This is a genomic window from uncultured Campylobacter sp. (assembly GCF_938002845.1).
Taxonomy (GTDB): domain Bacteria; phylum Campylobacterota; class Campylobacteria; order Campylobacterales; family Campylobacteraceae; genus Campylobacter_B.
On record NZ_CALKZP010000021.1, the window covers coordinates 15,754 to 39,325 of the forward strand.

A 23,572-nucleotide genomic window follows, 5' to 3' on the forward strand; every position below is an offset into this window, starting at 1 on the left:
TTTAAACGCAAATTTCAAAGGCGGCTCGCGTGAAATATAAGTTTACGCGATACGTTAAATTTTAAATCCAATGCGAATTGTTTTCAGAATAGTAAGATTTTAAAATTTGCGCCGCACGGACTGCATAAATTAAGCTCCGATCTCGACCATTCAATTATGCGGCGGAATTCGCTTTTTATGAATTCCGCTAAATTTCGCTACAATACGGGCGAAATTTTTATCAAGAATAGATATGTCGCCTTCTTTGCAAGATGCTATTTCGCAAACTTTAACCGAACAAAAAGCGTGCGCTAGAGCTTTTAATAGATATTACTACCTCAGTATAGCCGCCTTTTTTTCGGTCCTATTCGCAATAATGTCTCTAGACGGCGTTAAAGCAGACACTCCTCTAATAAAAATTGCCGAATTTTTGGGCGTATTGATCCTTTTTCAGATCTTTTGGATATTTCTTCTTCATTGTGCCGGTCAAGAAACTGAAGCAGAAATTCGCTACTACAAATTTTACAAAGAGATATTCGTCCGCGCCGTAGAGATATTCGTCCGCGCCGTAATAAACGATATAGATGCCGGTTTAAAATATGATCCATATACCGGTATGCAAGAAGAGGAATTTCAAAAATTTAGAATTTATAGGAAATCTAGGATCAAAAGCGAGGATCGGATTACGGGCGTGTACTGCGGGATTAAATTTAGCCTCAGCGAGGTACATAGTAATGGTAGGTTTTACATGAAAACGGATAATCCGCTCATAGCGGCGATTATGTTGATCAAAATATTCTACGATAACTATATGGACTTTGACGGCAACGTACTGATCTGCGAGCTCGCGAAAAAAACCTCGGGCAAAACGATAGTGGTAAGCAGGGAGCTAAACGCCAAGATCTTCGGCGAAAAAGAGATGATGGACGATGTGGATTTTATGCGCGATTTTCGCGTGTTTGCGGATGACAAAGTAGAAGCGCGCTATCTGCTAACGCCCGCGTTTATGGAGCGTCTGCGCGAAATAAATCGCGAAACGAGCGGCGAGTTCAGCTTGAGCGCGGTATTTATGGATAAGTGCTTATATCTATTTTTAAAAGGCGCGCCCGATCTTTTCGAAACTACGCTTTTTGATAGGCCCGCTAGCATAGAGCTCGCGCGCGAATACCAAACGCAGATCCGCAAAATTTTAAGCCTAATCGAGACACTGGGGCCACAAATTAGCAGGACGCATTACAGCTGAAATTTTGTATCGACCAAATTTACGCCGGGCGGAATTTTCACCGAAGCGTAATTTGGGCAAAACGTAAAATTTAATCAGCGGTGTAATCTCTCGGCAGCCGTCCTAAATTTAATCAGCAATAAAATCGCTCGGTAGTTGCCCTAAATTTAAACGGGCGATACGATTAGAGATGAAAGTGCCTGTCGCGCATAAATTTGAAACAAAAGCGCCCGCGTCTCGTAAAAATAAAATTTTACCGCGCCTTGTATCGCGACACAGTGCTTTGAGTGCCGAACTCGCATAGCGGCAGAATTTAATCGGCGGCGCCCGCGATGATGAAATTTAAAAGCAGATCCGCAAGGACGAAATTTAAAATTTAAAAGCAAGCCCGCGGCGAGAGTTAAATTTGACGCGTGCGCAGCGTTTTCACAAGCCGCGCGCCAAAACGTATCTGCCGAGCGCATGTCGCAACGTATCGCAAGCGCGGCTCTGCACACAGGAAGTAAATTTAAATTATTAAAGAATTCGGGAGAGGCAAAATTTAAAATTTCACCTCCTAAGCGGAAAAGGATTAAATCGCCGCGTAGCGCACCATTAGGCAGGTTTGAAGCGCCGCCAGCTTATCAAGCGTGCTTTTTTGCACTTCGGAATCGACCAAAATGACCGCCAAAGCGTCCCCCTCCTCGCCTCTGCCTAGGCGGAAGTCCGCAATATTGATGTTTTCGTCGGCTAGGATCGTGCTTACGGATTTGATAACGCCCGGCACGTCGGTGTTTTTGAAGATTATCATCTTGCCCTTCGGCTTAAAATCGGTCTTAAATCCGCCGATATTTACGATACGCTCCTCGCTGCCGTCAAAGACCGTGCCCGCGACGTTTGAGATCGCCTCGTCGGTCATGATTTTTACTGCGATCTCGCTTTTATAGACGCTATTTGCAAGCTCGCCAAAGCTCGTCTCGATCCCCTTTTCATCCGCAAGAAATTTGGCATTGACGTAATTTAGCGAATCGCCCAAAGAATCGTGCAGTGCGCCTACGATCGCAAAAACGAGCATCGATTTTAGATACTGCACCACCTCGCCGCTGCCCTCGATCGTGATCGATTTGATCGGGCCTTTGTTGATCTGCGCCGCAAGATAGGCCATTTTCGAGACCAAATTTATATACGGCTCGATACCGCGCGGCAGATCCTCGAGCTTAAGCGGCAAATTTAAAGCGTTTGGATAGTTTAAGCCGCGTGCGGCGCTGATCGCCTGCTCCGCGGCTTCCCTGGCGATATTGCTTTGCGATTCGAGCGTATTTGCGCCAAGATGCGGAGTCGCACTTAAATTTTCGATATCCAAAAGCTCGTGATCAGTAGCAGGCTCTTTGTCGAAAACGTCGATGCCGAGATACGCGATCTTGCCGCTGCGTAGATTGTTTGCGAGCGCTTTTTCATTATACAGCCCGCCTCTGGCGCAGTTTATTAGGCGTACGCCGTCCTTCATCTTCGCTATTTGCGGCTCGCCTACCATATTTATCGTCTCTTGATTTTTCGGCGTATGGATCGTGATGAAGTCGCAAGATAAAATTTCATCGAAATTCTTCGTATATTTTACTCCGAGCTTCGTGGCCTTCTCGGGCTCGATATACGGATCGTAGGCGATGACGTTCATCCCAAACGCAAGCGCGCGCACTCCTACGCGCGAGCCAATGTTTCCAAAGCCGATGATACCGAGGCTCTTTTTATAAAGCTCGGTGCCGTACCATTTCTCGCGTTTCCAAATTCTATTAATTTTTAGATCATTGCAGGAATTTACATATTTGCGCGCCGCATTTAGCAGATGGCACATGGTCATTTCGACCGCGGCGATGGTGTTTGCCGTAGGTACGTTCATCAAAATAATGCCGCGCTTGGAGCAGCCGTCGATATCGCAGTTATCTACGCCCACGCCAGCACGCACGATCGCTTTTAGCTTGGTGCCTGCGCCAAGGAATTTCTCATCCACCGCCGTAGAGCTTCTGGTGATCGCGACGTCCGCATCGCCTAAAATTCCGTAAAGCTCGCTCTTGGGCACGTTCGTAGCGTCGATTACTTTAATGTCCGATTCTTGCTTAAGCAGATCAAAACCGATTTTGTGGATTGCGTCGCAGACTATGATAGTTTTCATTAAATTTAACCTTTTGAAGTAGGTCCGCAAGGCGGAGATGCCTTGCGGAAAGAGTTTTATTTATTTAGTTGATCTTTGATCAGATCCCCTAGGCTTTGCTTCTCGTCGTCGTTGCTATTGATCTCGTTTAGCGCCTCGCGCTCCTTCTGATGAGCCAGCCTGCGCACGCTTAGGCGGATTCTATTTTTCTTCTCGTCGATGAAGGCGATCGCGGCCTCGATCTCGTCGCCCACTTTTAGGCTATCTACGCTTACGTTGCCGAGATCTTCCTTGCGGATAAGCGCGTCTATACCGCCTCCGAGCTCGACAAAAATTCCGAACTCTTTAATATCGCGGATCTTGCCTTTTACGACATCGCCTTGATTGTGACTCTTGGCAAATTCGCTAATAGGGCTATCGCCGAGCTCTTTGTGGTTTAGAGAAATTTTTTGAGTATCTTTGTCGATCTTGATGATCTTAACCTCGATCTCGTCGCCTACTTTGAATAAATTTTTGCACTTCTCGCCGCGATCCCATGAAGCGTCTTCGTTATGCAAAAGTCCCTCTACACCGTCGATCCTTACAAACGCGCCGAAATTTGTAATCGTAGTGACGCTACCTTTTAGCACGTCGCCCACTTTATGCTTAGCAACAAACTCGTCAAAAGGCTTAGTGAGTAAATTTTTAAGGCTTACGCGCAATCTACGCTCGCTAGGGTTGATCTCTACGACCTCGACATCAAGCTCCTCGCCCTCGCTGATGAAATCTTTCGGATTTTTGATATTTTTATCCCACGAAATTTCGCTGATATGCAAGAAGCCCTCGATGTCGTTGCCAAGATCGACAAACGCGCCGTAAGGCTCGATATTACTTACTTTTACGCGGATAGTATCGCCCACTTCCAGGCTATCTTTGATCTCGTTCCAAGGATCGGGCATCGCTTCTTTAATCGAAAGGGAGAGATGCTTTTTATCGTTGTCGTATTTGATAACTTTAACCGGAACCTTATCGCCCTCTTTGTAGAGCGAGCTTGGATTTACCGGGCCTTTGTATGAAATTTCGCTGTAGTGCACGAGCCCATCTACGCCGCCTACGTCTACGAACATACCGTAGGTGGTGATTTTTTTGACGACGCCTTCGATGATGCCCTCAGTAGCGATTACTTTCTCGATCGCCTCTTTGCTTGCTTTGCGGTCCTCATCAAGTAGCTTCTTGCGCGATACTACAATGCTTTGTTCATCTCTATCAACTTTAATGATCTTTACTTTGAAATTTTTACCGACGGCGCCATTTGGGTTTTTAAGCGCGCTTTGCGAGCGCGGCATAAAAAATTCCACGTCGTCTGCGTTAGCACAAACGAAACCGCCCTTATTAAATGATAGAATTTTAACGTCATAGACATTCTCTGCGTTTTCATCATAGGAGTCGATGAACGCCTTTACTTTTTCCTTCTTTAGGGCCTTTTTATACGATACAACCGGGCGACCGCCTCTGCTTCCGATAATAGCGACTTTGATGTCATCTCCTACATTAACCTGCGGGTTTCCTTGATCGTCGCTCACCTCGGCGGCATCTAAAATGCCCTCCGACTTCCTGCCTACGTCTATGAAAACCTCGCCGTCCTTAAGGGCGATAACCTTACCTGTGACAACCTCGTCGCGAGACTTCCCGGCGTCATACTCCTCTAACAATGTCGCAAAATCTTCCTCTGCGTGGTTTTGAACCTTCTCGTTCACCTCAGCCATATGCTTCCTTTAAATTTATTTGTGCTTTTTTGAAAAGAACTAAAATGCGCGATTCTAGCTAAAATTTGCTTTCGATTTGATAAATTTCTAAGAGTAAATTTGATAAGAGGGCTTATAAATTCTGCGTTAAATTTTCGATTCGCGCCACTACTTTTTTGATGATCCAATCGGGCGTGCTAGCTCCTGCGGAGATGCCGCAGAGGCTTTTGTTTTCAAACCACGAGCGCTCAAGCTCGCTTTCGTTTTCTATAAGGTAGCTGTCTTTGCAAAAATTTTGTGAAATTAAAAAAAGCTGCTTGGTGTTGGAGGAATTTTTCCCGCCTACGATTATCATCACATCGGCCTTTTGCGACAGGCTTTTTACCGCCTCTTGATTTTCCAGCGTCGCATTGCAAATCGTATTAAAAATTCTCAGCTCTCTCGCGCGCTGCATCAAAAAATCCGCGATTTTGGTAAAATTTTCTATCTTTTTCGTAGTCTGCGAAACGAGCGCGACGCGAGTCCCAAGCTCGATCTGTAGCAACTCCGCGGGCTCCAGCACTACGTAAACTCTTCCTTTGGCGTAGGACTTCACGCCCTTTACCTCGGGATGATTTTTATCGCCGAAGATCACGATGTCGTAGCCCTCCGCGCTCATCTTTTCTACGATCTGCTGCGGCTTTGTCACGAAGGGGCAGGTAGCGTCGATGAGCTCTTTATTTTGCGCCTTTAATCTTTGCAGATCGTCCTTTTGGATGCCGTGGGTGCGGATGATGAGCTTTTGCTCGCCCTTGATCTCGCCAACGCCCTCCAGGGTTTTGACGCCGAAATTTTGCTTTAACCTATTGATCTCTTCGGCATTATGTATCAGTTCGCCGATCGTAGCGGCCTCGCCGGCGCTTTCTGCGATCTTGATCGCGCGCTTGACGCCGAAGCAAAAGCCGTAGCTTTTGGCCATCTCAATCTTCAACGTCGGCTCCGATCTGTCTTAAAATCGCAGCGAAATTTGGAAACGACGTCGCGATACAATCGCTATCCTCGATGATCATCCCCGATCTTAAACCCAAAATCGCAAAGCTCATCGCGATACGGTGATCTCCGCACGGCGTGATGATCGCCGCGTTCGCCTCGCCGCCTTCAATCTGCCAGCCGTCCTGCAGTTCGCGAGCCTTGATGCCGCAGGCACGAAGCCCTTCGCAGGTTACCTTTATGCGGTCGCACTCCTTCACGCGCAGCTCGGCGGCGTTTTTAAGCACGCTACTTCCCTGTGCGCAGGCAAAGGCGATCGCAAGCGCAGGCGCTTCGTCTATCAGCCACGAGATATTTTCGCTCACTTCCACGGCGCGAAGCGGCGCGTAAGCGACCTCTATATCGCCGATCTGCTCGTAAATTTCGCTCGTTTTATTAAATTTTACCTCGGCGCCCATGCGTTTTAAAATTTCATACGCCTCTATGCGGGTTTTATTTAGCAGCATATTTTTTAGCACGATGCGCGAGCCTGGGGTTATCGCTGCGGCGACCGCGAAGAAAAACGCCGAGCTGGGGTCGTTTGGGATAAAAATTTCAAGCGGTTTAAGCGGCGAGCTAAGCGGCGCGACTTCGATCGCAAGTCCGTTTCGCGAAATTTGCGCGCCCATCGCTTTTAGCATCCGCTCGCTGTGATCGCGGCTAAGCTCGGGCTCGCTAAACCTGCACCCGCCACCGCGCAAAGCCGCTAAAATCAAAGCGGTCTTTACCTGCGCGGACGCAATCTTACTCGCGTATTCAAAATACTCAAGCTTTTGCCCCAGCACCGCAATAGGCGCCTTTTCGCCGCCTGCTCGTCCGTAAATTTTAGCGCCTACTTTGCAAAGCGGATCCGCAACGCGCCTCATCGGGCGCTCGCTTAGATAGCGATCGCCGCATAGCACGAAAAAGCCCTCTCGTCCCGCCAAAAAGCCCATAAATAGCCGCATCGCCGTACCCGAGTTGCCGCAATCAAGCGGGACGTTAGGCTCTTTGATAACCTCCGGCGGAGTGATTAAAATTTCGCCCCCTTCGCGCTGCACGCAAGCGCCCAAAAGCTCCACTATTTTTAGCGTATTTAGCGTATCTTCGGCGGCTAGATAGTTTGAAATTTTACTCGTCCCCTCCGCTAGCAGCGAAAAGATCGCCGCACGATGCGAGATCGATTTATCCGCGGCGATGTTTGAGATCTCCGCTCGTAAAGGACCCACTTGCGCAAAAATTCTCATCGCAGCCCAAGTCCTAGCTCGCTGCTAAGAGCGGCTAAAATTTTATCGGTGAAGCCCGCCACTTCCTCGTCACAGAGCGTTTTTTGAAGGTCTTGGAATACAAGCCTGATCGTCAGGCTCTTTGAATCGCCCAGGCTTTCGTCGCCGTAAAGATCGCTCGGGATAAATTCCTTTAGCGCCTCGATTTTAAGGGCGTTTATACACTGCTTGATCTGCTCGAAACGCATTCCGCTCGGCACCAAAATACTTAGATCGCGCGATACGCTAGGAAACTTCGAATAAACGTCCGCTACGATATTTTTAAATTTAAGCTTGGAAAAATCGATCTCGCACAGATAGCTTTTATCCAGATCGCGCCCTGCTTCTACGGCGTAATCCACGCGCCCGATAAAGCCCACTATCTGCCCGCCCTGCTCGATCTGCGCTTGCTCGAATTCGCTTAAAAATTTCAAATTTTCGCTTGGGAGTCTAACGTTAAATTTACCGATGATGCTTTGGATTAAATTTGCAAAATACAAAAAATCCACCGCAGCGGGTTTTGCGCCGGCCGCGATAGAGGGCTCGGCTTTTAGTCCGCTAACTATAAAGCCCAGCCTTAGGCTCTGTTTACCGTCCGCATCAAACACCTCTCCTAGCTCAAAAAGTTTGACGCTTCTGCGGGAATTCTTTAAATTTCGCTCAGCAGACTCCAACAGATGATTAATCAGCGTCGGTCTTAGCGCGTCTAACTCGCCGTTGATCGGATTTAAAATTTTAACTTTGCATGGCTTAAAGCCTAAGCTTTCTAGCGCCTTGCAGTCGTCAAATACATAATGCACGCACTCGAAAAATCCCACTGCGGCCGCCTTGCTGCGAAGTTTGCGTCCATTACATAAGCTTACGTAGGTATCGTTTAGGCGGTTTTTTTCGTAGAAGCTTAGCGGCGCGGCGGCGATATTGTCGATGCCCACGATACGCACGATCTCCTCGCACACGTCGTGAGGATTTACGATATCGTGGCGGAAAGGCGGCACCTTGGCGGTGATGAGATCGGCTTCGACTCCCACATCAAAGCCCAGCCTTTTTAAAATTTTTACGATCTTGTCGCGTGGAATTTGCGCGCCGATCATTGAGTTTATCTCTTTTTCGCTAAAGCCCACGATAAGCGGTTCCAAAGCATTTGAAATCTTTTGTGTGCCCGCATATAGGCTCACGGCTTTATTTTTAAGTAGCAATCTAAATAGCAGATCAAGTCCCAGCCTAAGCTTTGGCTCGCTGCCTCTACTTGAGCGATACACATGCTCGTCGCCTTTTAGGCCTTTGTTTTCGTTTACTGCTTTGGCGATAATTAGTGGCGCGGTGTAGTTTGCCTCTAATAGCACCACTTTGCTACTGCAACACGCCTTTAGCTCCGCGTCTTGGCAAATCCCTGCTACGCTAAGCAATCTCTTGCCCGTATAAACGCCGAACTCGCCGTTTGGCATAGGCTTTATGTCAAGCGCTACTTTGCCATCTGTGGAAGCGATCTTTTCAAAATCATAAGCGCGCAGCAATACTCCGGTAGAGTGAGTAGCGTAGTTGATGAAATTTTGCACCGCGCAGCTTTGCAAAATACCAACGCTTGCAAGACGCAAGGTCTGCTTTAAATTTAACTTCAGCTCGCCTTTGATCTCATAAGCTCGAAAAGCAAATTTAGCGCTTACCTCATCGCTTGCACGCACGCTTAAAATTCTACCGATACCAGGTGCTCCGTCGGCATCTTCAAATTCGTGCTTTTCCTTTAGCGGCAGATCAAGCGCTGCGCCTAGATCGCGCGCTATGCCTAAGATGCTAAGGCAGTCGCCGCGATTAGCGGTAAGCTCAATCTCGATAAGATCATCATTAAAAATTTCATACTCGCGCAGCTCTTTACCGAGCACGAGCTCGCCGATGCTGCTATCAAGCACCATAATGCCATCATTCGTCTTAGCAAGTCCAAGCTCGGTTGCCGAACAGATCATACCAAAGCTCTCCACGCCGCGAAGTTTGGCAGGCTTTATCTCAAGTCCGCCAGGAAGCACGGTACCGATTAGGCTAACCGCGACATATTGCCCTGCCTCGACGTTTTTTGCACCGCAGACGATCTGCAGACTCTGCTTACCGACATCAACCTCGCAGACATTTAGATGATCGGAATTCTCGTGACGACGCTTGCTTTTTACGAGTCCTACGACGACGCCTTTAGGAAGCGAAATTTTATCGTGAGCGTCAACCTCAAGACCGATGGAATTTAGCGTAGAAAGTAGCCTTTCGCTTGAAATTTCGCTTATGTCGATCCACTCCTGCAACCAATTTCTCGTTATTATCATTTAAACTGCTCCAATAATCTAATATCGCCTTCAAATAGCGAGCGCAGATCGGGGATACCGTGCAGCAGCATCGCAAAGCGCTCCACGCCGAGCCCAAATGCGTATCCGCTGACGTTTTTCCAGCCCACCGCTTTAAAGACGTTAGGATCGACCACACCGCTGCCTAACACCTCGAGCCAGCCCGTCTGCTTACAGACGCGGCATCCCTCGCCGTGGCAGAAAATACAGCTGATATCGACCTCAGTGCTAGGCTCCGTAAACGGAAAGAAGCTCGGGCGGAAGCGTACCTTTACGTCTCCAAACATATAGCGCAAAAATTCCTCTAAAACGTATTTTAAATTTGCAAAGCTCACGCGGTCTCCCTGCTCGACTACGAGACCTTCTACTTGATGAAACATCGGCGTGTGGGTTAGATCCATATCACGGCGAAAGACCGCGCCCGGGGCGATCATACGCACCGGCGGAGCTTTAAATTTCTCCATCGTGCGGATCTGAACGCCGCTGGTGTGCGTGCGTAGCAGCCGCCCGTCATTTAGATAAAACGTATCTTGCATATCGCGTGCAGGGTGGTATTTGGGTAAATTTAGCGCCTCAAAATTATGGAAGTCATCCTCGATGAGCGGGCCGCTTTCGACGCTAAAATTTTGCGCGATGAAGTAGTCTATGATCTTATCCATCGTCTCCATCACGGGATGCAGCGCTCCGCAGTTTACGTTTTCGTTAAAAAGCGTGACGTCGATTGCTTCATTTTTCATCGCCTCTTTTTGCTCCGCCGCTTCCAGGCTCGCCCTTTTTACAGCGATGAGCTCGCTGAAATAATCGCGCTTTTCATTCGCGCTTACGGCAAGCTCTTTTTTCTGCTCGGGCGCTGCGGATTTGAGCTCGGAAAAAAGCGCCGTTATGATGCCTTTTTTGCCGAAAAGCTCCAAGCGCACGGCTTCTAGCTCGCTTAGGCTCGATGCGGCGTCGATTTTTGCTTTAATCTCTTGCAAATTCTATCCTTGTGGTTAAATTTAATGGCGCGATTGTAGTTAAAATTTGATAAAAGCTAGGTAAATTTGCGTGTTTGGATTTTTTGGCTATAATCGCGGTTAAATTTTAACCCCATAAAAGGATCTAAAATGAATGTCTTCGAAAAGATCGTAAACGGCGAAATCCCGTGCAATAAAGTGCTAGAGAACGATGAATTTTTGGCCTTCCACGACATAAACCCAAAAGCGCCGATCCATATCCTGGCGATCCCTAAGAAATGCTACGAAAACTTTCAAGTAACACCACCCGAAGTGATGAGTAAAATGAGCGCTTTTATCCAAGAAGTAACTCGCAAAATGGGGCTTGATAAGAGCGGATACCGTCTCGTTTGCAACTGCGGCGAAAACGGAGGTCAAGAGGTGATGCATCTGCACTTTCATATCCTAGGCGGAATGAAACTGCCGTGGGACCGTGTCAGCGACCGCAATACCGAAGAGAATTTTTAAAACTAGAGCTTAATTCTATAAAAACTAAAATTCCGTGAAATTGCGAAATTTTACGGAATTTGCGAAATTCTTTGAAATTTTTAAAATTCCGCTTCATTTATAAGCACCGAGGTTTTAAAAATAATCAAAATAGTAAAACTGCAAGCCAAAAAATTTATCATCAGATGCTAAAAAGAAATATAAATTTATCACAAGCGAGCTCTTAGCAAATGCCACTCTTTAGCTACAAAGCCTTAGCTCTTAGAATTTTTACGGCTATGAAATTTGAAATCGACAAGAAATTTTAACGATGCGGCAAAATTTTAAATGAAACCGAGCTTTACAAAAAGAGTTATGTTTTTACATGGCAAATGAGTTAAATTTCAATTATATGAAATTTAAAACCTACATGAATTTTGCTTTGAATGAGCGATTCGGCTTTAGTTTTCAAGCAGAATTTAAAATTTTAGTGTGAAATCATAATCTTAGAATTTTAAAAATTTAAATAGTAGATTTAAGTTTTAGGGGCATATGCCCCTAAAACTTTTGAAAGGATTTGCGGGGATTATTTGCTTAGCATTGAGCTTAGCATCCATAGGCGTTTTTCATAATCGCCGTAGTGATCCTGCGCGATATTTGAAGTCGTATCGTCGCCCTCTTCTTCGGCTACTTCTTGAAGCTTTTTAAATTCTTTTACTAAATACTCGTAGGCTTTTTTAACATCCTCAAGTACCTCAGATACGCTATAGCTATCTTTTACACTAATCGGAGCGTCTTTTGAAAGCTCAATTAGATCCTTAGCTTTAGTTACAGCTTTACCGCCTATTTGAAGCGCGCGCTCAGCCATATCGTCGAAGAGCTCGCCCATCTCGTCGTATGCTTTCTCGGTGTAAGCGTGAACCTGCGCGAATTGTAAGCCCTTAACATTCCAATGATAATCGTGGAATGCAACAAAGAACGCATGAGCGTCCGCCTGAAGTTTGTTTAATTGTTTTACTGTTTTTGACATTGTGTCTCCTTTATTTAAAATTGCTGTAATTATAGCAAGATTTGCTTAAATTATAATTATACTAAGTAATAAATTTTATCTTTTAGTGAAATTTTGAAATTTAATAGCTTTTAAATTTATCTACAATTTTTTTGAAATTTCAGCTATGCTGCATTATAATGCCGCATTATGAAAAACAAATTTATGATAACTATAACCGACCTTAACGGCTCTAGGAATTTTTTGCTCTCGCAAATCATCAAAAAGATCGCGTTATATTTGGTACTATTTGTTTTTACTGTTTTCGTCACAGGTGCGCTATATATCAGGTATCTGGGCTCTAAAATCGACAGCCTTTCGCGAACCAAAACCGAGCTTAACGAGCTAAATCAAAAACTTCGCGACGGTATCGCGGCAAGTCAGATGGAATTTGAAGCCATCGAGGGTAAAATTTCGGATTTGGAGCATCAGTTTGGGCTTGATCCTGAGGAAGATGAGCGCGCAATCGACCGCCTATCTCACATCAAGCCTACTTCCGAGCAAGAGATCAAGGAGCGCGCGCAAAAGATCATCAACGAAAAATTCTCCGACGCGCTGATAAAAGAAATTTTTATGCAGATCCCAAACGGCAGGGTAATGCGCACTCATCAACTCAGCGAGAAATTTGGCTGGCGCAACCATCCCATCTTAAAGCGCAAGCAGTTTCACCCGGGCGTCGATCTGCGCACTCCGCCCAAAACGCCCATCTACGCGCCTGCAGACGGCATCATCCAATACAGCGGCGCTGGCGCTACTGGCTATGGCAATCTAGTCGAGATTCGCCACAACTATGGCTTTACGACACGATATGCGCATTTGGATTCAAATTTAACTCGCAAAGTAGGCGAGTTTGTAAACAAGGGCGATCTTATCGCTTTTAGCGGCAACACCGGGCTTAGCACCGGACCTCATCTGCACTACGAGATTAGGTTTTTGCAGCTGCCGTTAGATCCGCTAAATTTCATCAACTGGAACGAAAAAAATTACAAAGAAATTTTTACTAAGGAGGAAGATGTCCCATGGCAATCTTTAATAAAGGCGATGCAAACACCGCTCAAACAACAATAATCTCGTCAGGCACGCTCATCAAAGGAGAGCTACACCTGTCGTGCATTTTGCATATCGATGGCAATGTCGAAGGCGACGTGATCTCCGATAACACCGTCGTCATTGGTAAAAATGGTACCGCGCGCGGCTCGATCAGGGCCAAGCATATCGTAATCAGCGGCAAATTTTTCGGCAATATAGAAGCCGAGCTCGTCGAGCTGCTAGGCGGCGGTGTACTCGTGGGCGACGTGCTATCGCAAAGCTTCGGCATCGAAGTGGGCGCGAAATTTAACGGAAAAAGCGCTGTAAGTGGCGGCGATCAAGCCCTAGTCATCGACGGCAGCGCAAGCGAAGACGTCAAGCTCATCGACAAAGCTTTAGGCGAATAAATCGCGCACATTTGGAATTCTTGGGATTTTAAAGGCTTTGAAACTCGCAAAATTTCGGAATTTAAAAGCCTAAAAAATTCCCATACTTTGAAATTTTTGAATTTGAAATTTTAAAAATTCTGAATATTTTAAAATTTTCTAAATATGGAATTTATACAAAATTTACTGCAAAAAAAAACGCAGATTTTAAAATTAAATTTAAAAGCGTAACGAGATCGTTTACAATTTTAACCTCATCGTCGCGCCTGCTTTAAAAATTTGGCGACGTTATTTTTTAGAATCTTTCGAGTTAATCATAAATTTATCAATCAAAATAGCTAGCACTACAAATATAATCACGAATGCGATTACATAGGTAATTTTAAGTTGATCTACTCCTTTCTCAAAAGCGAGAAAATCTACAACAAAAGATGGATTATAAAAATTTCCAAACAGGGAGGCTAGCGTATCGATGCTATTCATATAAAAACCAGCTCCAAAAAAAGCAGCCACAAGTGCAATAATAATACCCATCAACCTTTTAGCGTTAGACGACACGGTAAATCCTTTTAAAAAATGTATTTGAAGATTATACCCCCATTAATCTTAGCTTAAATTTCGTGCGATGACGAAGGTAGAAAATTTAAGGATCGGAATTTATGTGCAGAATTTGCGCCAGATTTTACTGGACCACCATAAATTTAAAGAGGATTTTAACGTAAAGTTATAGTAAACTTTGGAATTAAGCTTCAAAAATTTTAGAATTTGCAAGGCAAGCGAATTTATACTTAAAATTTTACTATGATAAATATGAATTCTTTTCATAGCGCCTTTTGACTCGTTATATCTCTTTGTGCCGTCAGCTCAAAATATCCGAGTGGTGATAAATTCTGCGAGCTGAGCTAATTTAAGCCCATTATTAGATTAGTTATGTATAATGCAATTTCTTTTTGTGGACAGATGGGTGAGTGGCCGAAACCACACCCCTGCTAAGGGTGCAGCTTCTAACCGGGGCTCGAGGGTTCAAATCCCTCTCTGTCCGCCACTATTTTAGAATTTAAATCAATAAAATTTCACTTCCGTGATTCAATCGATTTTAGCCGTCTAGGATACTGCCTAAAAGCAGCACCGGCATCATTAGCGGCATTACGATGAGTCCTTGTATATCGGTATCCATTTTCGCATCGCGCTCGCTTTTGATCCCGCTATCGACCGCTATACGCGCGGGATACTCGATCGGCACGCTTAGGCGGTGCGATCTGCGCAGCTCGTCGTGATCTTTTAAGCGCTTAAAATATTTGCCTTCGATCAGATAAGAGTAGCGAAACGTAGAACTATACGCGGGCTCCAGCTGCTCTGGGTCGTCCATCAGCTTAGCCTGCACGGATAGCGGTAGATCGTATTTTACAAGCTCGATTTCATGCTGGATATACGCGGCATCGCTGCCCTCGTTATATCTGTCGATCGTAAGCATGCTTACGTTGCGCCTTATCGCGTCTTTATTCAGCGACGCCAGACTCGCAACCTTGGCGCGCACGGTGCTAAGATTCGCATCAAATACGTAATCGTAAATCTCACCACTCATTCGCAACTGACCGCCGGATTCCGCGCTCATTGCGACGATATGCTCGCGCCCTTGCATATAGCCCGGCAAATTCTTACTAGCACATCCGCTAAAAACTCCACAGCATAGTGCCAAAACCGCGCCGCAAATCCAAAATTTCATAAACTTCCTTCGTAAAATTTAAAGACGGATTGTATTAAATTTTGCCTTAATGAGAGTGGAATTTTACGGCGCAGCGGAATAGAATTCTGCGGTGGAATTCCATGGCGGCGACGCGTAGAATTTCGCGCGGACTTCCATAAAATTCCGATGAAATTTCACAAGAATTGAAGCCAGAACGCGCGGAAGAGGTAAAAGAAGCACAAGAGCGCTGCCAAGATCTTAAAATTTTAAAATCTCGAGGAAATTTCGCGAAAGGAAGCGAGCCATTTGTGCGTCAAAACTTAACCATCATCGCGAGCTTGCTTTTAAATTTTAAAATTTTACGACAGGCTTTAGAATTTAAAATTCCAAAGCCCTTTTTGATATGCGGCGCGCTACTTTCGATTTGCGTTAGCAAGCATCAGCTTTATGCGGTTTTCTTGATTTACCGCGCTTGCGCCCGGGTCGTAGTCGATAGCGGCGATGTTTGCTTGCGGATAGTTTTGTTTGATCTTTCGGATCATTCCGCGCGCGATGATGTGGTTTGGTAGGCAGCCGAAGGGCTGCGCGCACACGACGTTTTGTATGCCGTGACGCATAAACTCGACCATCTCCGCCGTCAGCAGCCAGCCCTCGCCCATCTTCACGCCGTGACCGATGTAGCCATCGGCGGCGGCACGAACCTCGCTAAATGGGCTCGGCGCGCGAAATCCGAAGCGCTTCATCTGCTTAATCATCATGCGCTGGAAAAATTCCACTACTTTAGCGACCGCAAGCGAGCCGTAATACGCCGCGCCGCCCTTGCCATAGAGCTGCTTGTCGTAGACCGCATCATAGATGCAGGTAAGCACGAAGTCCATCAGCCCCGTATTGACGGGCTCGGCGTTTTCGCGGATGAGGTAGGCGTTCAGGCCGTTGTTGCCGATGGGCGAGTATTTGAGATAAATTTCGCCCACGATGCCCACTTTTACTCGCGGCTTATCGTCACGCTCGATTTTAGCGAACTGTGAGAGGATAAATTTGAAATTTTTCTTAAGATTAAAGAACGATCTTTGATCGGTCAAATTTTTGATCCGCTCGGCGCAGAGTTCATAAATTTCATTCGTTTGATTTTTGATCTTTTCGTAGGGCTTGCACTGATTATACAGCCCCATCATCAAATCGCCGTAAAATATTGCGGCGAAGAGCTTTAGAAGCGATTTTTTTCCGAGGCTAAATTCGTTCTCATCTAGCGAGCCGAAATTTAACGAGATCGCGGGGACATAACTAAAGCCGCTGTCCTCAAGCGCTTTGCGAAGCAAATTTATGTAGTTGCTCGCTCTGCAGCCGCCGCCCGTTTGGCTGATGAGGAGCGCCACCTTGTGCGTATCGAACTCGCCGCTTTTTAGCGCGTCAATAAACTGCCCGATGACGAGCAGCGCGGGGTAGCACATGTCATTATGCACACTGCGAAGCCCCTCCTCGACGATATTTTGACGATTTTCGCCGAGTAAGACGCTCTTATAGCCCTCGTCGCGCAGCACGCCTTGCATAAAGCGAAAATGCGGATCGATCATCGTGGGGATCAATATCGTGTGGGTCGCTTTCATATCTTTCGTAAATTTAGCAAACATTAGCGCGCATCCTTTCTTGCTTCTTGTTGCGCGCCTTGCCTCTCGCGCTCTATCATGGTCGCTTTTAGGCTACGCAGGCGGATCTTGACCGCACCTAGGTTCGTAACCTCGTCGATTTTAAGTTGAGTGTAAATTTTACCGTTTTGGCGCAGTATGTCGCGCACCTCGTCGCCTGTGATCGCATCTATCCCGCAGCCGAAGCTCACTAGCTGCACCAGCTGCATGCGCGGGTATTTACAGATGAACCGCGCCGCGCTATAAAGCCTGGCGTGGTAGGTCCATTGATTAAGGCTTTTCGTCTGCACCCTGCTAAGCGGCAGCGCGTCCTCGCTAAGCACTATAAAGCCCAATGAATTTAGATAGCGATCGATGCCGTGGTTGATCGTCTTGTCGATATGATACGGACGACCAGCTAGCACGACGGCGGACGCGCCGCTACTTTGTATCTCTTTTAGGGTCTCCTCGCCTTTTATTAAAATGGTATTTTTATAGTTTTGCAGCTCCTTAAGGCCTTGCAAGACGGCGTTTTTCACGGCGTCGGAATGAAATTTATACCCGGCGTCCGCGAGCTCAGCCTGCATCGTTTTGCAAAACGAATCTTGCATGTTAAGATCCACGTGCGGGTAGAGGAATTTTTTCTCCTCCAACGTGCCTACGTTTGCGCGTATCAGTTCGGGGTAGTATGCGACTACGGGGCAGTTGTAGCAGTTCTCGCTGATATTTTCGTCCAAGCTGTAGCTCATACACGGATAGAAGATAAAATCGACGCTCTTATTTAGCAGATCGTAGATGTGGCCGTGCACGCTTTTAGCCGGGTAGCAGACAGTATCGCTCGGGATGCTTTGGCTTGCCAAAAACAGCGTCTCTTTTCGCGGCTTTTGCGACAGCACGACGCTCATGCCTAAATTTTCAAAAAACGCACTCCAAAACGGGATCATCTCAAACATATTCAAAACAAACGGAATTCCGACTCGCGGTGCGTCTTGCTTCGGCGGCTTACGATATTTTCGCAAAAGCTCGTTTTTAAACTCAAATAAATTCGTAATGTCGTGGCGGATCTCTTTGCCCGCGCCGCGCTCGCATTTATTGCCCGAGACAAATTTAGTATCGCCGAAGTAGCTGATCGTAAGCGGGCATTTGTTCGTACAGAGCTTGCAGACGCTAAATTCGCTGCGATGAGTGAAATTTTCAAGTTCTGCACGACTGATCATATCGGTACGCTCGTTTGCGTTATTTTTGGCAAAAAGTGCCGCGCCGTATGCACCCATAAGCTCGCTGATATCTAGACGGATCACGTCCTTGCCGAGCTCTTTTTCAAACGCGCGCAGCACGGCATTGTTTAAAAATGTCCCGCCCTGCACTACGATGTTTTGACCCAAATCGTCGGCATTTCGCACGCGGATAACCTTGTAAATCGCATTTTTTATGACGCTAATAGCAAGTCCGGCGCTGATGTCCTCGATCGTAGCACCGTCCTTTTGAGCCTGCTTAACCGAGGAGTTCATAAAGACCGTGCAGCGGCTGCCAAGCTTGGCGGGATGGGTCGCAAAAAGGGCTAAGCTTGCAAAATCTTTAATGTCGTAGCCTAAAGAATTTGAAAAGGTCTGCAAAAACGAGCCGCAGCCCGAGCTACATGCCTCATTTAGCACGATAGAATCGATATTGCCATCTTTAATGGAGAAACACTTGATGTCCTGCCCGCCGATGTCGATGATAAAATCTACTTTCGGATTGAAGTGGCGCGCAGCACTATAATGCGCGATTGTCTCGACGATACCGTAATCAAAGCGAAAGGCGGTTTTAATGAGATCCTCGCCATATCCGGTAACGCCGCTGCCCTTGATCTTGATGCGACCCTCGCAAAGATCGTATAGCTCCTTAAGGCGCGGCAATAGGATGTCGACCGGATCGCCTTTATTGGAGGAGTAAAATTTATACAGCAGCTCGTAGTTTGCGCCCATAAGCACGACTTTGATCGTAGTGCTGCCGCAATCCACGCCCAAATACGCATCTCCACTGTAGGTGTGGATATCCACCTTAGGCACGCTCGCGCGGGCATGGCGAGCGGTGAACTCGTCAAATTCCGCCCTATCTTTAAAAAGTGGCGGCTCGGCTTCCAGCGCGGTCCTATCGGGTTCCTTTTTTAAAAGCGCGATCGTCTCCTCTAAATTTAACGTTTCGCCTGTATCTTTTGCGTACAGCGCGCTGCCGTAAGCCACGAAGTAAGGCGCAATATCGGGGAAAGTCGCCGTTTCGTCGGTGAGCTTTAGCACCTCTTTAAAGCGCTTCTGAAGGCCTTTTAGGAAAAACAGCGGGCCGCCTAGAAACAGGATATTGCCCTTGACCTCGCGACCTTGCGCAAGCCCCGAGATCGTCTGCTCGACGACCGCGGCGTAGATACTAGCGCAAATATCCTCTTTTCTAACGCCTTGATTTAGTAGCGGCTGAATGTCGCTTTTAGCAAATACGCCACAACGTGAGGCGATCGGGTAAATTTTATTAGCCGAAAAGCTTAGGCGGTCGAGCTCCGTGATATCCAGATGCAAAAGGTTGGTCATCTGATCGATAAATGCACCGGTGCCGCCCGCACACGAGCCGTTCATCCGCTCCTCAAGTCCGCCCGTGAGAAATAAAATTTTAGCATCCTCGCCGCCCAGCTCGATTACGACGTCGGTCTTTGGAAACATCCGCTTGACGCCGAGCGAGGTAGCGAAAACCTCTTGGACGAACGGAATTTTGCAATTTTTGGCGATACCCATGCCCGCCGAACCCGCTATGGCGACGCTAAATTGCTCGCCTGCATAGGTTTTTTGGATTTGCAAAATTTTATCCAGCACCAGCTCTTTGGGCTTTGCCAAATGCCGCTCGTAGCTCTTGCTTAAAATTTCATATTTATCGTTTAAAACTACCGTTTTAACAGTGGTTGATCCTACGTCAATGCCTAAAAAAATCACATCTCGCTCTTTACTGAATAAATTTTTACTCGGCCGAATCCTCGAATTTAGCGCGAGCTTTCTAAATTAAAATTTGCATTTTATAGTAATATTTTTAAACGCAAATAAAATCAGGATATATTTTATCTTTTTCTATCGAAAAAGACGATTTTTAGGCAGTTTAGAATTAAAAATTTTAATGGAAAAGTTGTAAAATTTTAGATTTAATGCGAGTAGACTTTGCGCGAAATTTTTTAAAATCTCGCGCATTATAAAAAGAGCTTCCTTTTGAATTGGGAAGCGTAAATTTAAAGGATTATTTTCGAAGCTCTTTGATTTTAGCCGCTTTACCGCGTCTGTCGCGTAGGTAAAATAGCTTCGCGCGGCGAACGCGTCCTTTTCTTAAAACCTCAATGCTTTCGATACTCTCGCTGTAGATCGGGAAAATTCTCTCTACGCCGACGCTATTTGCGCCGATCTTGCGGATGATAAAAGTCTCGCTGACGCCGTTTCCGCGACGCGCAATGCAGGTGCCTTCAAAATTTTGAATTCTGCTCTTATCGCCCTCTTTGATCCTGATGGCTACCTTTAAGGTGTCGCCGGCACGGAAATCAGGCACACTTTTGCTTGTGATCTGGGCGTCCTCAAACGCTTGGATATACTTGTTTTTCATAAATTTCCTTTATTTCTGGCGATTTTTCGGTACATATCCGGGCGGAAGAACCTCGTTTTGCATAGCGCCATTTGATTTTTTAAGCTGCGCATTTTAGCGTGATTACCCTTTAAAAACTCTGAAACTATAGGTAAATTTTCAAAAACATCAGGCTTTGTAAATGCAGGCGCCTCTAAAATTCCTTCTTCAAAGCTTTCTTCGACAAGCGAGCTTTCGTTGCCTAAAACGCCCTTTATGTTGCGGCTTATCGCATCGCACATACAAAGCGCGCCGAGCTCGCCGCCGGTAAGGACGAAATCGCCGATGCAAAAAATTTCATCTACATACCTTTCGACTATGCGCTCATCGATCCCCTCGTAGCGCCCGCAGATAAAGCATAAGCTCTCCTCGCCGCTTAGGCGCTTGGCGTCGTTTTGGTTAAATTTCTTACCGGCGGGCGAGAGGTAGATAAACTTGGCGTTTTTAAATTTAGCTCTTACATGTTCGATCGTTCCGGCAAGCGGCTCCGTGCCGATCAAAAGCCCCGCGCCGCCGCCGATCATATAATCATCTACCTTTTTATACCGATTTGCCGTGAAATTTCGCGGGTTAAAAAAATGCGTCGAGATTATTTTCTTATCAACCGCGCGCTTTAAAATCGAGTCTTCAAAATACGGCGCGATAAGATTTTCAAACAGCGAAATAAAGATAAAATTCATGAGTTTTCCAAAATCGCGCGCGCATTTTGCGTAAAAATTTTACGCTCGCTAAGCGAAATTTCTTTCACATAGGCATCCACGTAGGGGATGAAAAATTCTTTCGGCAAAGCATGCGAGATTAGGCTTTCATCCGTTTCTATTTCAAAAAGATAGTCGCTTCCGATCTGCGATATGTCCTTTACGCGCCCTAAAATCGCGCCGTCTTCATAAATTTCAAGCCCGATAATATCGAAGTAAAAAAACTCGCCCTTTTGCAATTTGCAAAATTTCCGCGTGTCCTCTTTGCTTCGGTAAAGGATTTGGTTGGTTAAATTTGCCGCCGCTTCTACGCTTTCGTAATTTTTAAAAATAGCGCTAAAGTTTGCGCCGTTGAAGGATAGAATTTCTAGAATTTCGCCGTTTCGCAGATAAAATTTGGCGCCTTTTTTAAACTGAGAAGGGAAGTCGCTGCGATCAAAAATTTTAACCGCGCCCTTTAAGCCGATAGTCCGACCGAGCTTTGCGACCTCTAAAAGATCATCAGGCATCTTTGGCTTTGACGGTAATTTTATAATTGATCGGATCTTTTGCTTTGTAGCCGATGATGACGGTCTTTATGGCGTTTATCATTTTGCCGTCCTTGCCGATGAGTTTGCCTGTATCGGCCTTGTCAGCATAGACGATGATCTCGGTAAAGTTTTCACCGATCCGCTTTTGCGTAGAGACGGACTGCGGATAGTCGGCGATCAACTTTGCGTATTCTTTTATAAAATTTTCTACCATTTTATTTGCTTGTGATTTGAGCGACCCTATCGCTTAACTTCGCGCCTACGCTCTTCCAGTATGCCAAACGCTCCGCGTCGAATTTAATATTATCGCTCTCTTTTAGTGGGTTATAAAAGCCGATCGTCTCGATAAAGCCGCCGTCGCGTCTTTTTCTGCTATCCGTTACCACGATGCGGTAAAAAGGCTGCTTCTTTCTTCCGATTCTTGTAAGCCTAACAACTGTTGCCATTTCTTCTCCTTAAATTTTTGTAAGTTTTAGAACTTGCAGATGGCTAAAACTTAAACATCTGCAAATTCTACCGAGAGGCTATCTCGGTAAATTTTGCCTTTGAGCGATCGAGGCAAGCCCCTGCATGCCGCCCTTGCTTGAAAATTTCTTCGCAAGCTTCGAAGCGCCCGCGAACTGCTTTAAGAAGCGGTTTACTTCCACCTGTGAAAGCCCTGCGCCGGCAGCAAGTCTGCGCTTACGCGAATTATTTAGCAGATCGGGGTTTTCGCGCTCTTTCGGCGTCATAGAGCTGATCATCGCTTTGATATGAAGTATCTCTTTTGAGTTTTCCAAATCGATATCTTTTATCTTATTCGCCATGCCGGAAAGTCCCGGGATCATGCCGATCAAATTTTTCATATTGCCGAGCTTTTTCACGCTTTCGAGCTGATTTACGAAATCGTTGAAATTAAACTCGCCCTTTTTGATCTTTTTGTTCAAGGCCTTAGCTTCTCTTTCATCGAAAACGGCGCTTGTCTTCTCGGCTAACGTCGCTAAATCGCCCTCGCCCATAATGCGACCGGTGATTCTATCGGGTATAAAGCCCTCTAAATCGGCCACTTTCTCGCCGGTTCCGATAAAGCGAAGCGGGATGCCCAGCTGCTGCGCGATGCCAAGAGCTACGCCGCCTTTGGTATCGGCGTCAAATTTGCTTAAGACCACGCCCGTTAAACCTAAAATTTCATCAAATTTAGCGGCCGTTTTAATGCCGTCTTGACCGCTCATAGCGTCCGCTACGTAAAAAATTTCATGCGGATTTAGAGCTTTTTTCATCTCCGCAAGCTGTGCCATCAGCGCCTCATCGATCGCAAGACGTCCCGCCGTATCTACAAGCAGTACGTCATAAAGCCCGCTTTTAGCCTTGCTTAGCGCTTTTTCCGCAACCTTTATCGGATCGCTCTCGCCCTCGATAAAAAACAGTTCGATCTCATTCGCCTCGCACAGCTGGCGGAGCTGCTCGACCGCAGCTAGGCGCTGCAAGTCGCACGCAGCGACCAAGACCTTTTTTTTACGAAGTTTCAGATAGTTTGCAAGTTTTATCGTGCTTGTAGATTTTCCGCTTCCTTGAAGTCCCGTCATCAAAGCTACCGTAGGAGGCGTGCTAGCAAATACAAATCCCTGACTGCTGCCTCTAGGCGCCGTTAAAATTTTAGTCAAATTTATCTTGATGGACTGCAAAAACGGCTTCTGTCCTATCGTGCCGATACGAAGATCGGCCTCGACAAGCGCCAAAAAATCCTTTACGACTTTGTGATGCACGTCGGCCTTTAAAAGCGCCTTTTTTAGCGTCTCCAAGGCGTTTTTTAAAGCTTTTTCGTCATCGATTGTTTTTAATTTATTGACCGCGTTTTTAAACGACTCGCTTATGATCTCGAACACTTTGATCCCTTATAAAATTTTTAA

General features: G+C 46.2%; 22 protein-coding genes and 1 tRNA gene. 5 read left to right on the forward strand and 18 right to left on the reverse strand.

Features of this window, described 5'->3' with window-relative positions:
- Positions 1 to 409 precede the first annotated feature (409 nt).
- Complete coding sequence (locus tag Q0224_RS02870; RefSeq protein ID WP_297948968.1) at positions 410 to 1,222, forward strand: DUF3137 domain-containing protein; 813 nt, start codon at positions 410 to 412, stop codon at positions 1,220 to 1,222.
- Between the two features lie 550 nt (positions 1,223 to 1,772).
- Here the strand turns inward: Q0224_RS02870 and serA are convergent.
- The 6 genes from serA to pheS form a co-directional block, all read right to left on the reverse strand.
- On the reverse strand, positions 1,773 to 3,350 hold the full coding sequence (gene serA, locus Q0224_RS02875) for a phosphoglycerate dehydrogenase (RefSeq protein ID WP_297948970.1): 1,578 nt from the start codon (positions 3,348 to 3,350) through the stop codon (positions 1,773 to 1,775).
- Positions 3,351 to 3,406: 56 nt separating this feature from the next.
- Positions 3,407 to 5,074, reverse strand: coding sequence for a 30S ribosomal protein S1 (locus Q0224_RS02880; protein WP_297948972.1), 1,668 nt, complete (start codon positions 5,072 to 5,074; stop codon positions 3,407 to 3,409).
- Positions 5,075 to 5,186: 112 nt separating this feature from the next.
- A complete protein-coding gene (locus Q0224_RS02885; protein WP_297948974.1) occupies positions 5,187 to 6,023 on the reverse strand; it encodes a 4-hydroxy-3-methylbut-2-enyl diphosphate reductase in 837 nt (278 codons plus the stop codon).
- A complete protein-coding gene (gene aroA / locus Q0224_RS02890; RefSeq protein WP_297948976.1) occupies positions 6,013 to 7,287 on the reverse strand; it encodes a 3-phosphoshikimate 1-carboxyvinyltransferase in 1,275 nt (424 codons plus the stop codon). Before aroA ends, Q0224_RS02885 begins: the two co-directional genes overlap by 11 nt.
- Positions 7,284 to 9,614: a phenylalanine--tRNA ligase subunit beta gene (gene pheT / locus Q0224_RS02895; protein ID WP_297948978.1), complete on the reverse strand. Its 2,331-nt coding sequence runs from the start codon at positions 9,612 to 9,614 to the stop codon at positions 7,284 to 7,286. Before pheT ends, aroA begins: the two co-directional genes overlap by 4 nt.
- The gene (gene pheS, locus Q0224_RS02900) at positions 9,611 to 10,606 is read right to left on the reverse strand and encodes a phenylalanine--tRNA ligase subunit alpha (RefSeq protein ID WP_297948980.1); all 996 of its coding nucleotides are present in this window, start codon (positions 10,604 to 10,606) and stop codon (positions 9,611 to 9,613) included. Before pheS ends, pheT begins: the two co-directional genes overlap by 4 nt.
- A 129-nt stretch (positions 10,607 to 10,735) precedes the next feature.
- Between pheS and Q0224_RS02905 the strand changes: the two genes are divergently transcribed.
- Positions 10,736 to 11,092 carry a histidine triad nucleotide-binding protein gene (locus Q0224_RS02905; RefSeq protein WP_177387424.1) on the forward strand — a complete coding sequence of 119 codons (357 nt, stop codon included), beginning with the start codon at positions 10,736 to 10,738 and terminating at the stop codon, positions 11,090 to 11,092.
- A gap of 544 nt (positions 11,093 to 11,636) precedes the next feature.
- Here Q0224_RS02905 and Q0224_RS02910 read toward each other — a convergent pair.
- Positions 11,637 to 12,080, reverse strand: a complete 444-nt coding sequence (locus Q0224_RS02910) for a DNA starvation/stationary phase protection protein (RefSeq protein ID WP_005873145.1) — start codon at positions 12,078 to 12,080, stop codon at positions 11,637 to 11,639.
- Between the two features lie 165 nt (positions 12,081 to 12,245).
- On the opposite strand from Q0224_RS02910, the gene Q0224_RS02915 reads away from it, so the two are divergent.
- Complete coding sequence (locus tag Q0224_RS02915) at positions 12,246 to 13,166, forward strand: M23 family metallopeptidase (RefSeq protein ID WP_306528386.1); 921 nt, start codon at positions 12,246 to 12,248, stop codon at positions 13,164 to 13,166.
- The gene (locus Q0224_RS02920) at positions 13,118 to 13,534 is read left to right on the forward strand and encodes a polymer-forming cytoskeletal protein (RefSeq protein WP_005873147.1); all 417 of its coding nucleotides are present in this window, start codon (positions 13,118 to 13,120) and stop codon (positions 13,532 to 13,534) included. Before Q0224_RS02915 ends, Q0224_RS02920 begins: the two co-directional genes overlap by 49 nt.
- 267 nt (positions 13,535 to 13,801) lie before the next feature.
- Here Q0224_RS02920 and Q0224_RS02925 read toward each other — a convergent pair whose 3' ends face one another.
- Positions 13,802 to 14,071: a hypothetical protein gene (locus Q0224_RS02925; protein WP_297901721.1), complete on the reverse strand. Its 270-nt coding sequence runs from the start codon at positions 14,069 to 14,071 to the stop codon at positions 13,802 to 13,804.
- A gap of 396 nt (positions 14,072 to 14,467) precedes the next feature.
- Here Q0224_RS02925 and Q0224_RS02930 point away from each other — a divergent pair.
- Positions 14,468 to 14,558: transfer RNA gene (locus Q0224_RS02930), tRNA-Ser, on the forward strand.
- Positions 14,559 to 14,609: 51 nt separating this feature from the next.
- Here the strand turns inward: Q0224_RS02930 and Q0224_RS02935 are convergent.
- The 10 genes from Q0224_RS02935 to ffh all read right to left on the reverse strand — a co-directional run bounded on the left by Q0224_RS02935 (position 14,610) and on the right by ffh (position 23,548).
- Positions 14,610 to 15,239, reverse strand: coding sequence for a hypothetical protein (locus Q0224_RS02935; RefSeq protein WP_297948982.1), 630 nt, complete (start codon positions 15,237 to 15,239; stop codon positions 14,610 to 14,612).
- A gap of 274 nt (positions 15,240 to 15,513) precedes the next feature.
- Positions 15,514 to 15,636, reverse strand: a complete 123-nt coding sequence (locus Q0224_RS02940) for a hypothetical protein (protein ID WP_297948983.1) — start codon at positions 15,634 to 15,636, stop codon at positions 15,514 to 15,516.
- Positions 15,614 to 16,831: a 2-hydroxyacyl-CoA dehydratase gene (locus Q0224_RS02945; RefSeq protein ID WP_295098664.1), complete on the reverse strand. Its 1,218-nt coding sequence runs from the start codon at positions 16,829 to 16,831 to the stop codon at positions 15,614 to 15,616. Before Q0224_RS02945 ends, Q0224_RS02940 begins: the two co-directional genes overlap by 23 nt.
- A complete protein-coding gene (locus Q0224_RS02950) occupies positions 16,831 to 19,785 on the reverse strand; it encodes an acyl-CoA dehydratase activase (RefSeq protein WP_297948985.1) in 2,955 nt (984 codons plus the stop codon). Before Q0224_RS02950 ends, Q0224_RS02945 begins: the two co-directional genes overlap by 1 nt.
- A 295-nt stretch (positions 19,786 to 20,080) precedes the next feature.
- Positions 20,081 to 20,437 carry a 50S ribosomal protein L19 gene (gene rplS / locus Q0224_RS02955; protein ID WP_005873155.1) on the reverse strand — a complete coding sequence of 119 codons (357 nt, stop codon included), beginning with the start codon at positions 20,435 to 20,437 and terminating at the stop codon, positions 20,081 to 20,083.
- Positions 20,434 to 21,135: a tRNA (guanosine(37)-N1)-methyltransferase TrmD gene (gene trmD / locus Q0224_RS02960; RefSeq protein WP_297948986.1), complete on the reverse strand. Its 702-nt coding sequence runs from the start codon at positions 21,133 to 21,135 to the stop codon at positions 20,434 to 20,436. The genes rplS and trmD overlap by 4 nt, the downstream gene beginning before the upstream one ends.
- Positions 21,132 to 21,662, reverse strand: a complete 531-nt coding sequence (gene rimM / locus Q0224_RS02965; protein ID WP_297948988.1) for a ribosome maturation factor RimM — start codon at positions 21,660 to 21,662, stop codon at positions 21,132 to 21,134. The genes trmD and rimM overlap by 4 nt, the downstream gene beginning before the upstream one ends.
- Complete coding sequence (locus Q0224_RS02970) at positions 21,655 to 21,897, reverse strand: KH domain-containing protein (protein ID WP_297948990.1); 243 nt, start codon at positions 21,895 to 21,897, stop codon at positions 21,655 to 21,657. Before Q0224_RS02970 ends, rimM begins: the two co-directional genes overlap by 8 nt.
- Position 21,898: 1 nt before the next feature.
- Positions 21,899 to 22,129: a 30S ribosomal protein S16 gene (rpsP, locus tag Q0224_RS02975; protein ID WP_297901685.1), complete on the reverse strand. Its 231-nt coding sequence runs from the start codon at positions 22,127 to 22,129 to the stop codon at positions 21,899 to 21,901.
- Positions 22,130 to 22,207: 78 nt separating this feature from the next.
- A complete protein-coding gene (gene ffh, locus Q0224_RS02980; RefSeq protein WP_297948991.1) occupies positions 22,208 to 23,548 on the reverse strand; it encodes a signal recognition particle protein in 1,341 nt (446 codons plus the stop codon).
- Positions 23,549 to 23,572 lie beyond the last annotated feature (24 nt).

Coding starts and splice junctions, on each gene's coding strand:
- rimM (WP_297948988.1), bottom strand. CDS start 21,662: ATGCCTGATGATCTTTTAGAGGTCGCAAAGCTCGGTCGGACTATCGGC.
- Q0224_RS02935 (WP_297948982.1), bottom strand. CDS start 15,239: ATGAAATTTTGGATTTGCGGCGCGGTTTTGGCACTATGCTGTGGAGTT.
- Q0224_RS02905 (WP_177387424.1), top strand. CDS start 10,736: ATGAATGTCTTCGAAAAGATCGTAAACGGCGAAATCCCGTGCAATAAA.
- Q0224_RS02880 (WP_297948972.1), bottom strand. CDS start 5,074: ATGGCTGAGGTGAACGAGAAGGTTCAAAACCACGCAGAGGAAGATTTT.
- rplS (WP_005873155.1), bottom strand. CDS start 20,437: ATGAAAAACAAGTATATCCAAGCGTTTGAGGACGCCCAGATCACAAGC.
- trmD (WP_297948986.1), bottom strand. CDS start 21,135: ATGAATTTTATCTTTATTTCGCTGTTTGAAAATCTTATCGCGCCGTAT.
- serA (WP_297948970.1), bottom strand. CDS start 3,350: ATGAAAACTATCATAGTCTGCGACGCAATCCACAAAATCGGTTTTGAT.
- pheT (WP_297948978.1), bottom strand. CDS start 9,614: ATGATAATAACGAGAAATTGGTTGCAGGAGTGGATCGACATAAGCGAA.
- Q0224_RS02970 (WP_297948990.1), bottom strand. CDS start 21,897: ATGGTAGAAAATTTTATAAAAGAATACGCAAAGTTGATCGCCGACTAT.
- Q0224_RS02945 (WP_295098664.1), bottom strand. CDS start 16,831: ATGTTTGCTAAATTTACGAAAGATATGAAAGCGACCCACACGATATTG.
- rpsP (WP_297901685.1), bottom strand. CDS start 22,129: ATGGCAACAGTTGTTAGGCTTACAAGAATCGGAAGAAAGAAGCAGCCT.
- Q0224_RS02910 (WP_005873145.1), bottom strand. CDS start 12,080: ATGTCAAAAACAGTAAAACAATTAAACAAACTTCAGGCGGACGCTCAT.
- Q0224_RS02920 (WP_005873147.1), top strand. CDS start 13,118: ATGGCAATCTTTAATAAAGGCGATGCAAACACCGCTCAAACAACAATA.
- aroA (WP_297948976.1), bottom strand. CDS start 7,287: ATGAGAATTTTTGCGCAAGTGGGTCCTTTACGAGCGGAGATCTCAAAC.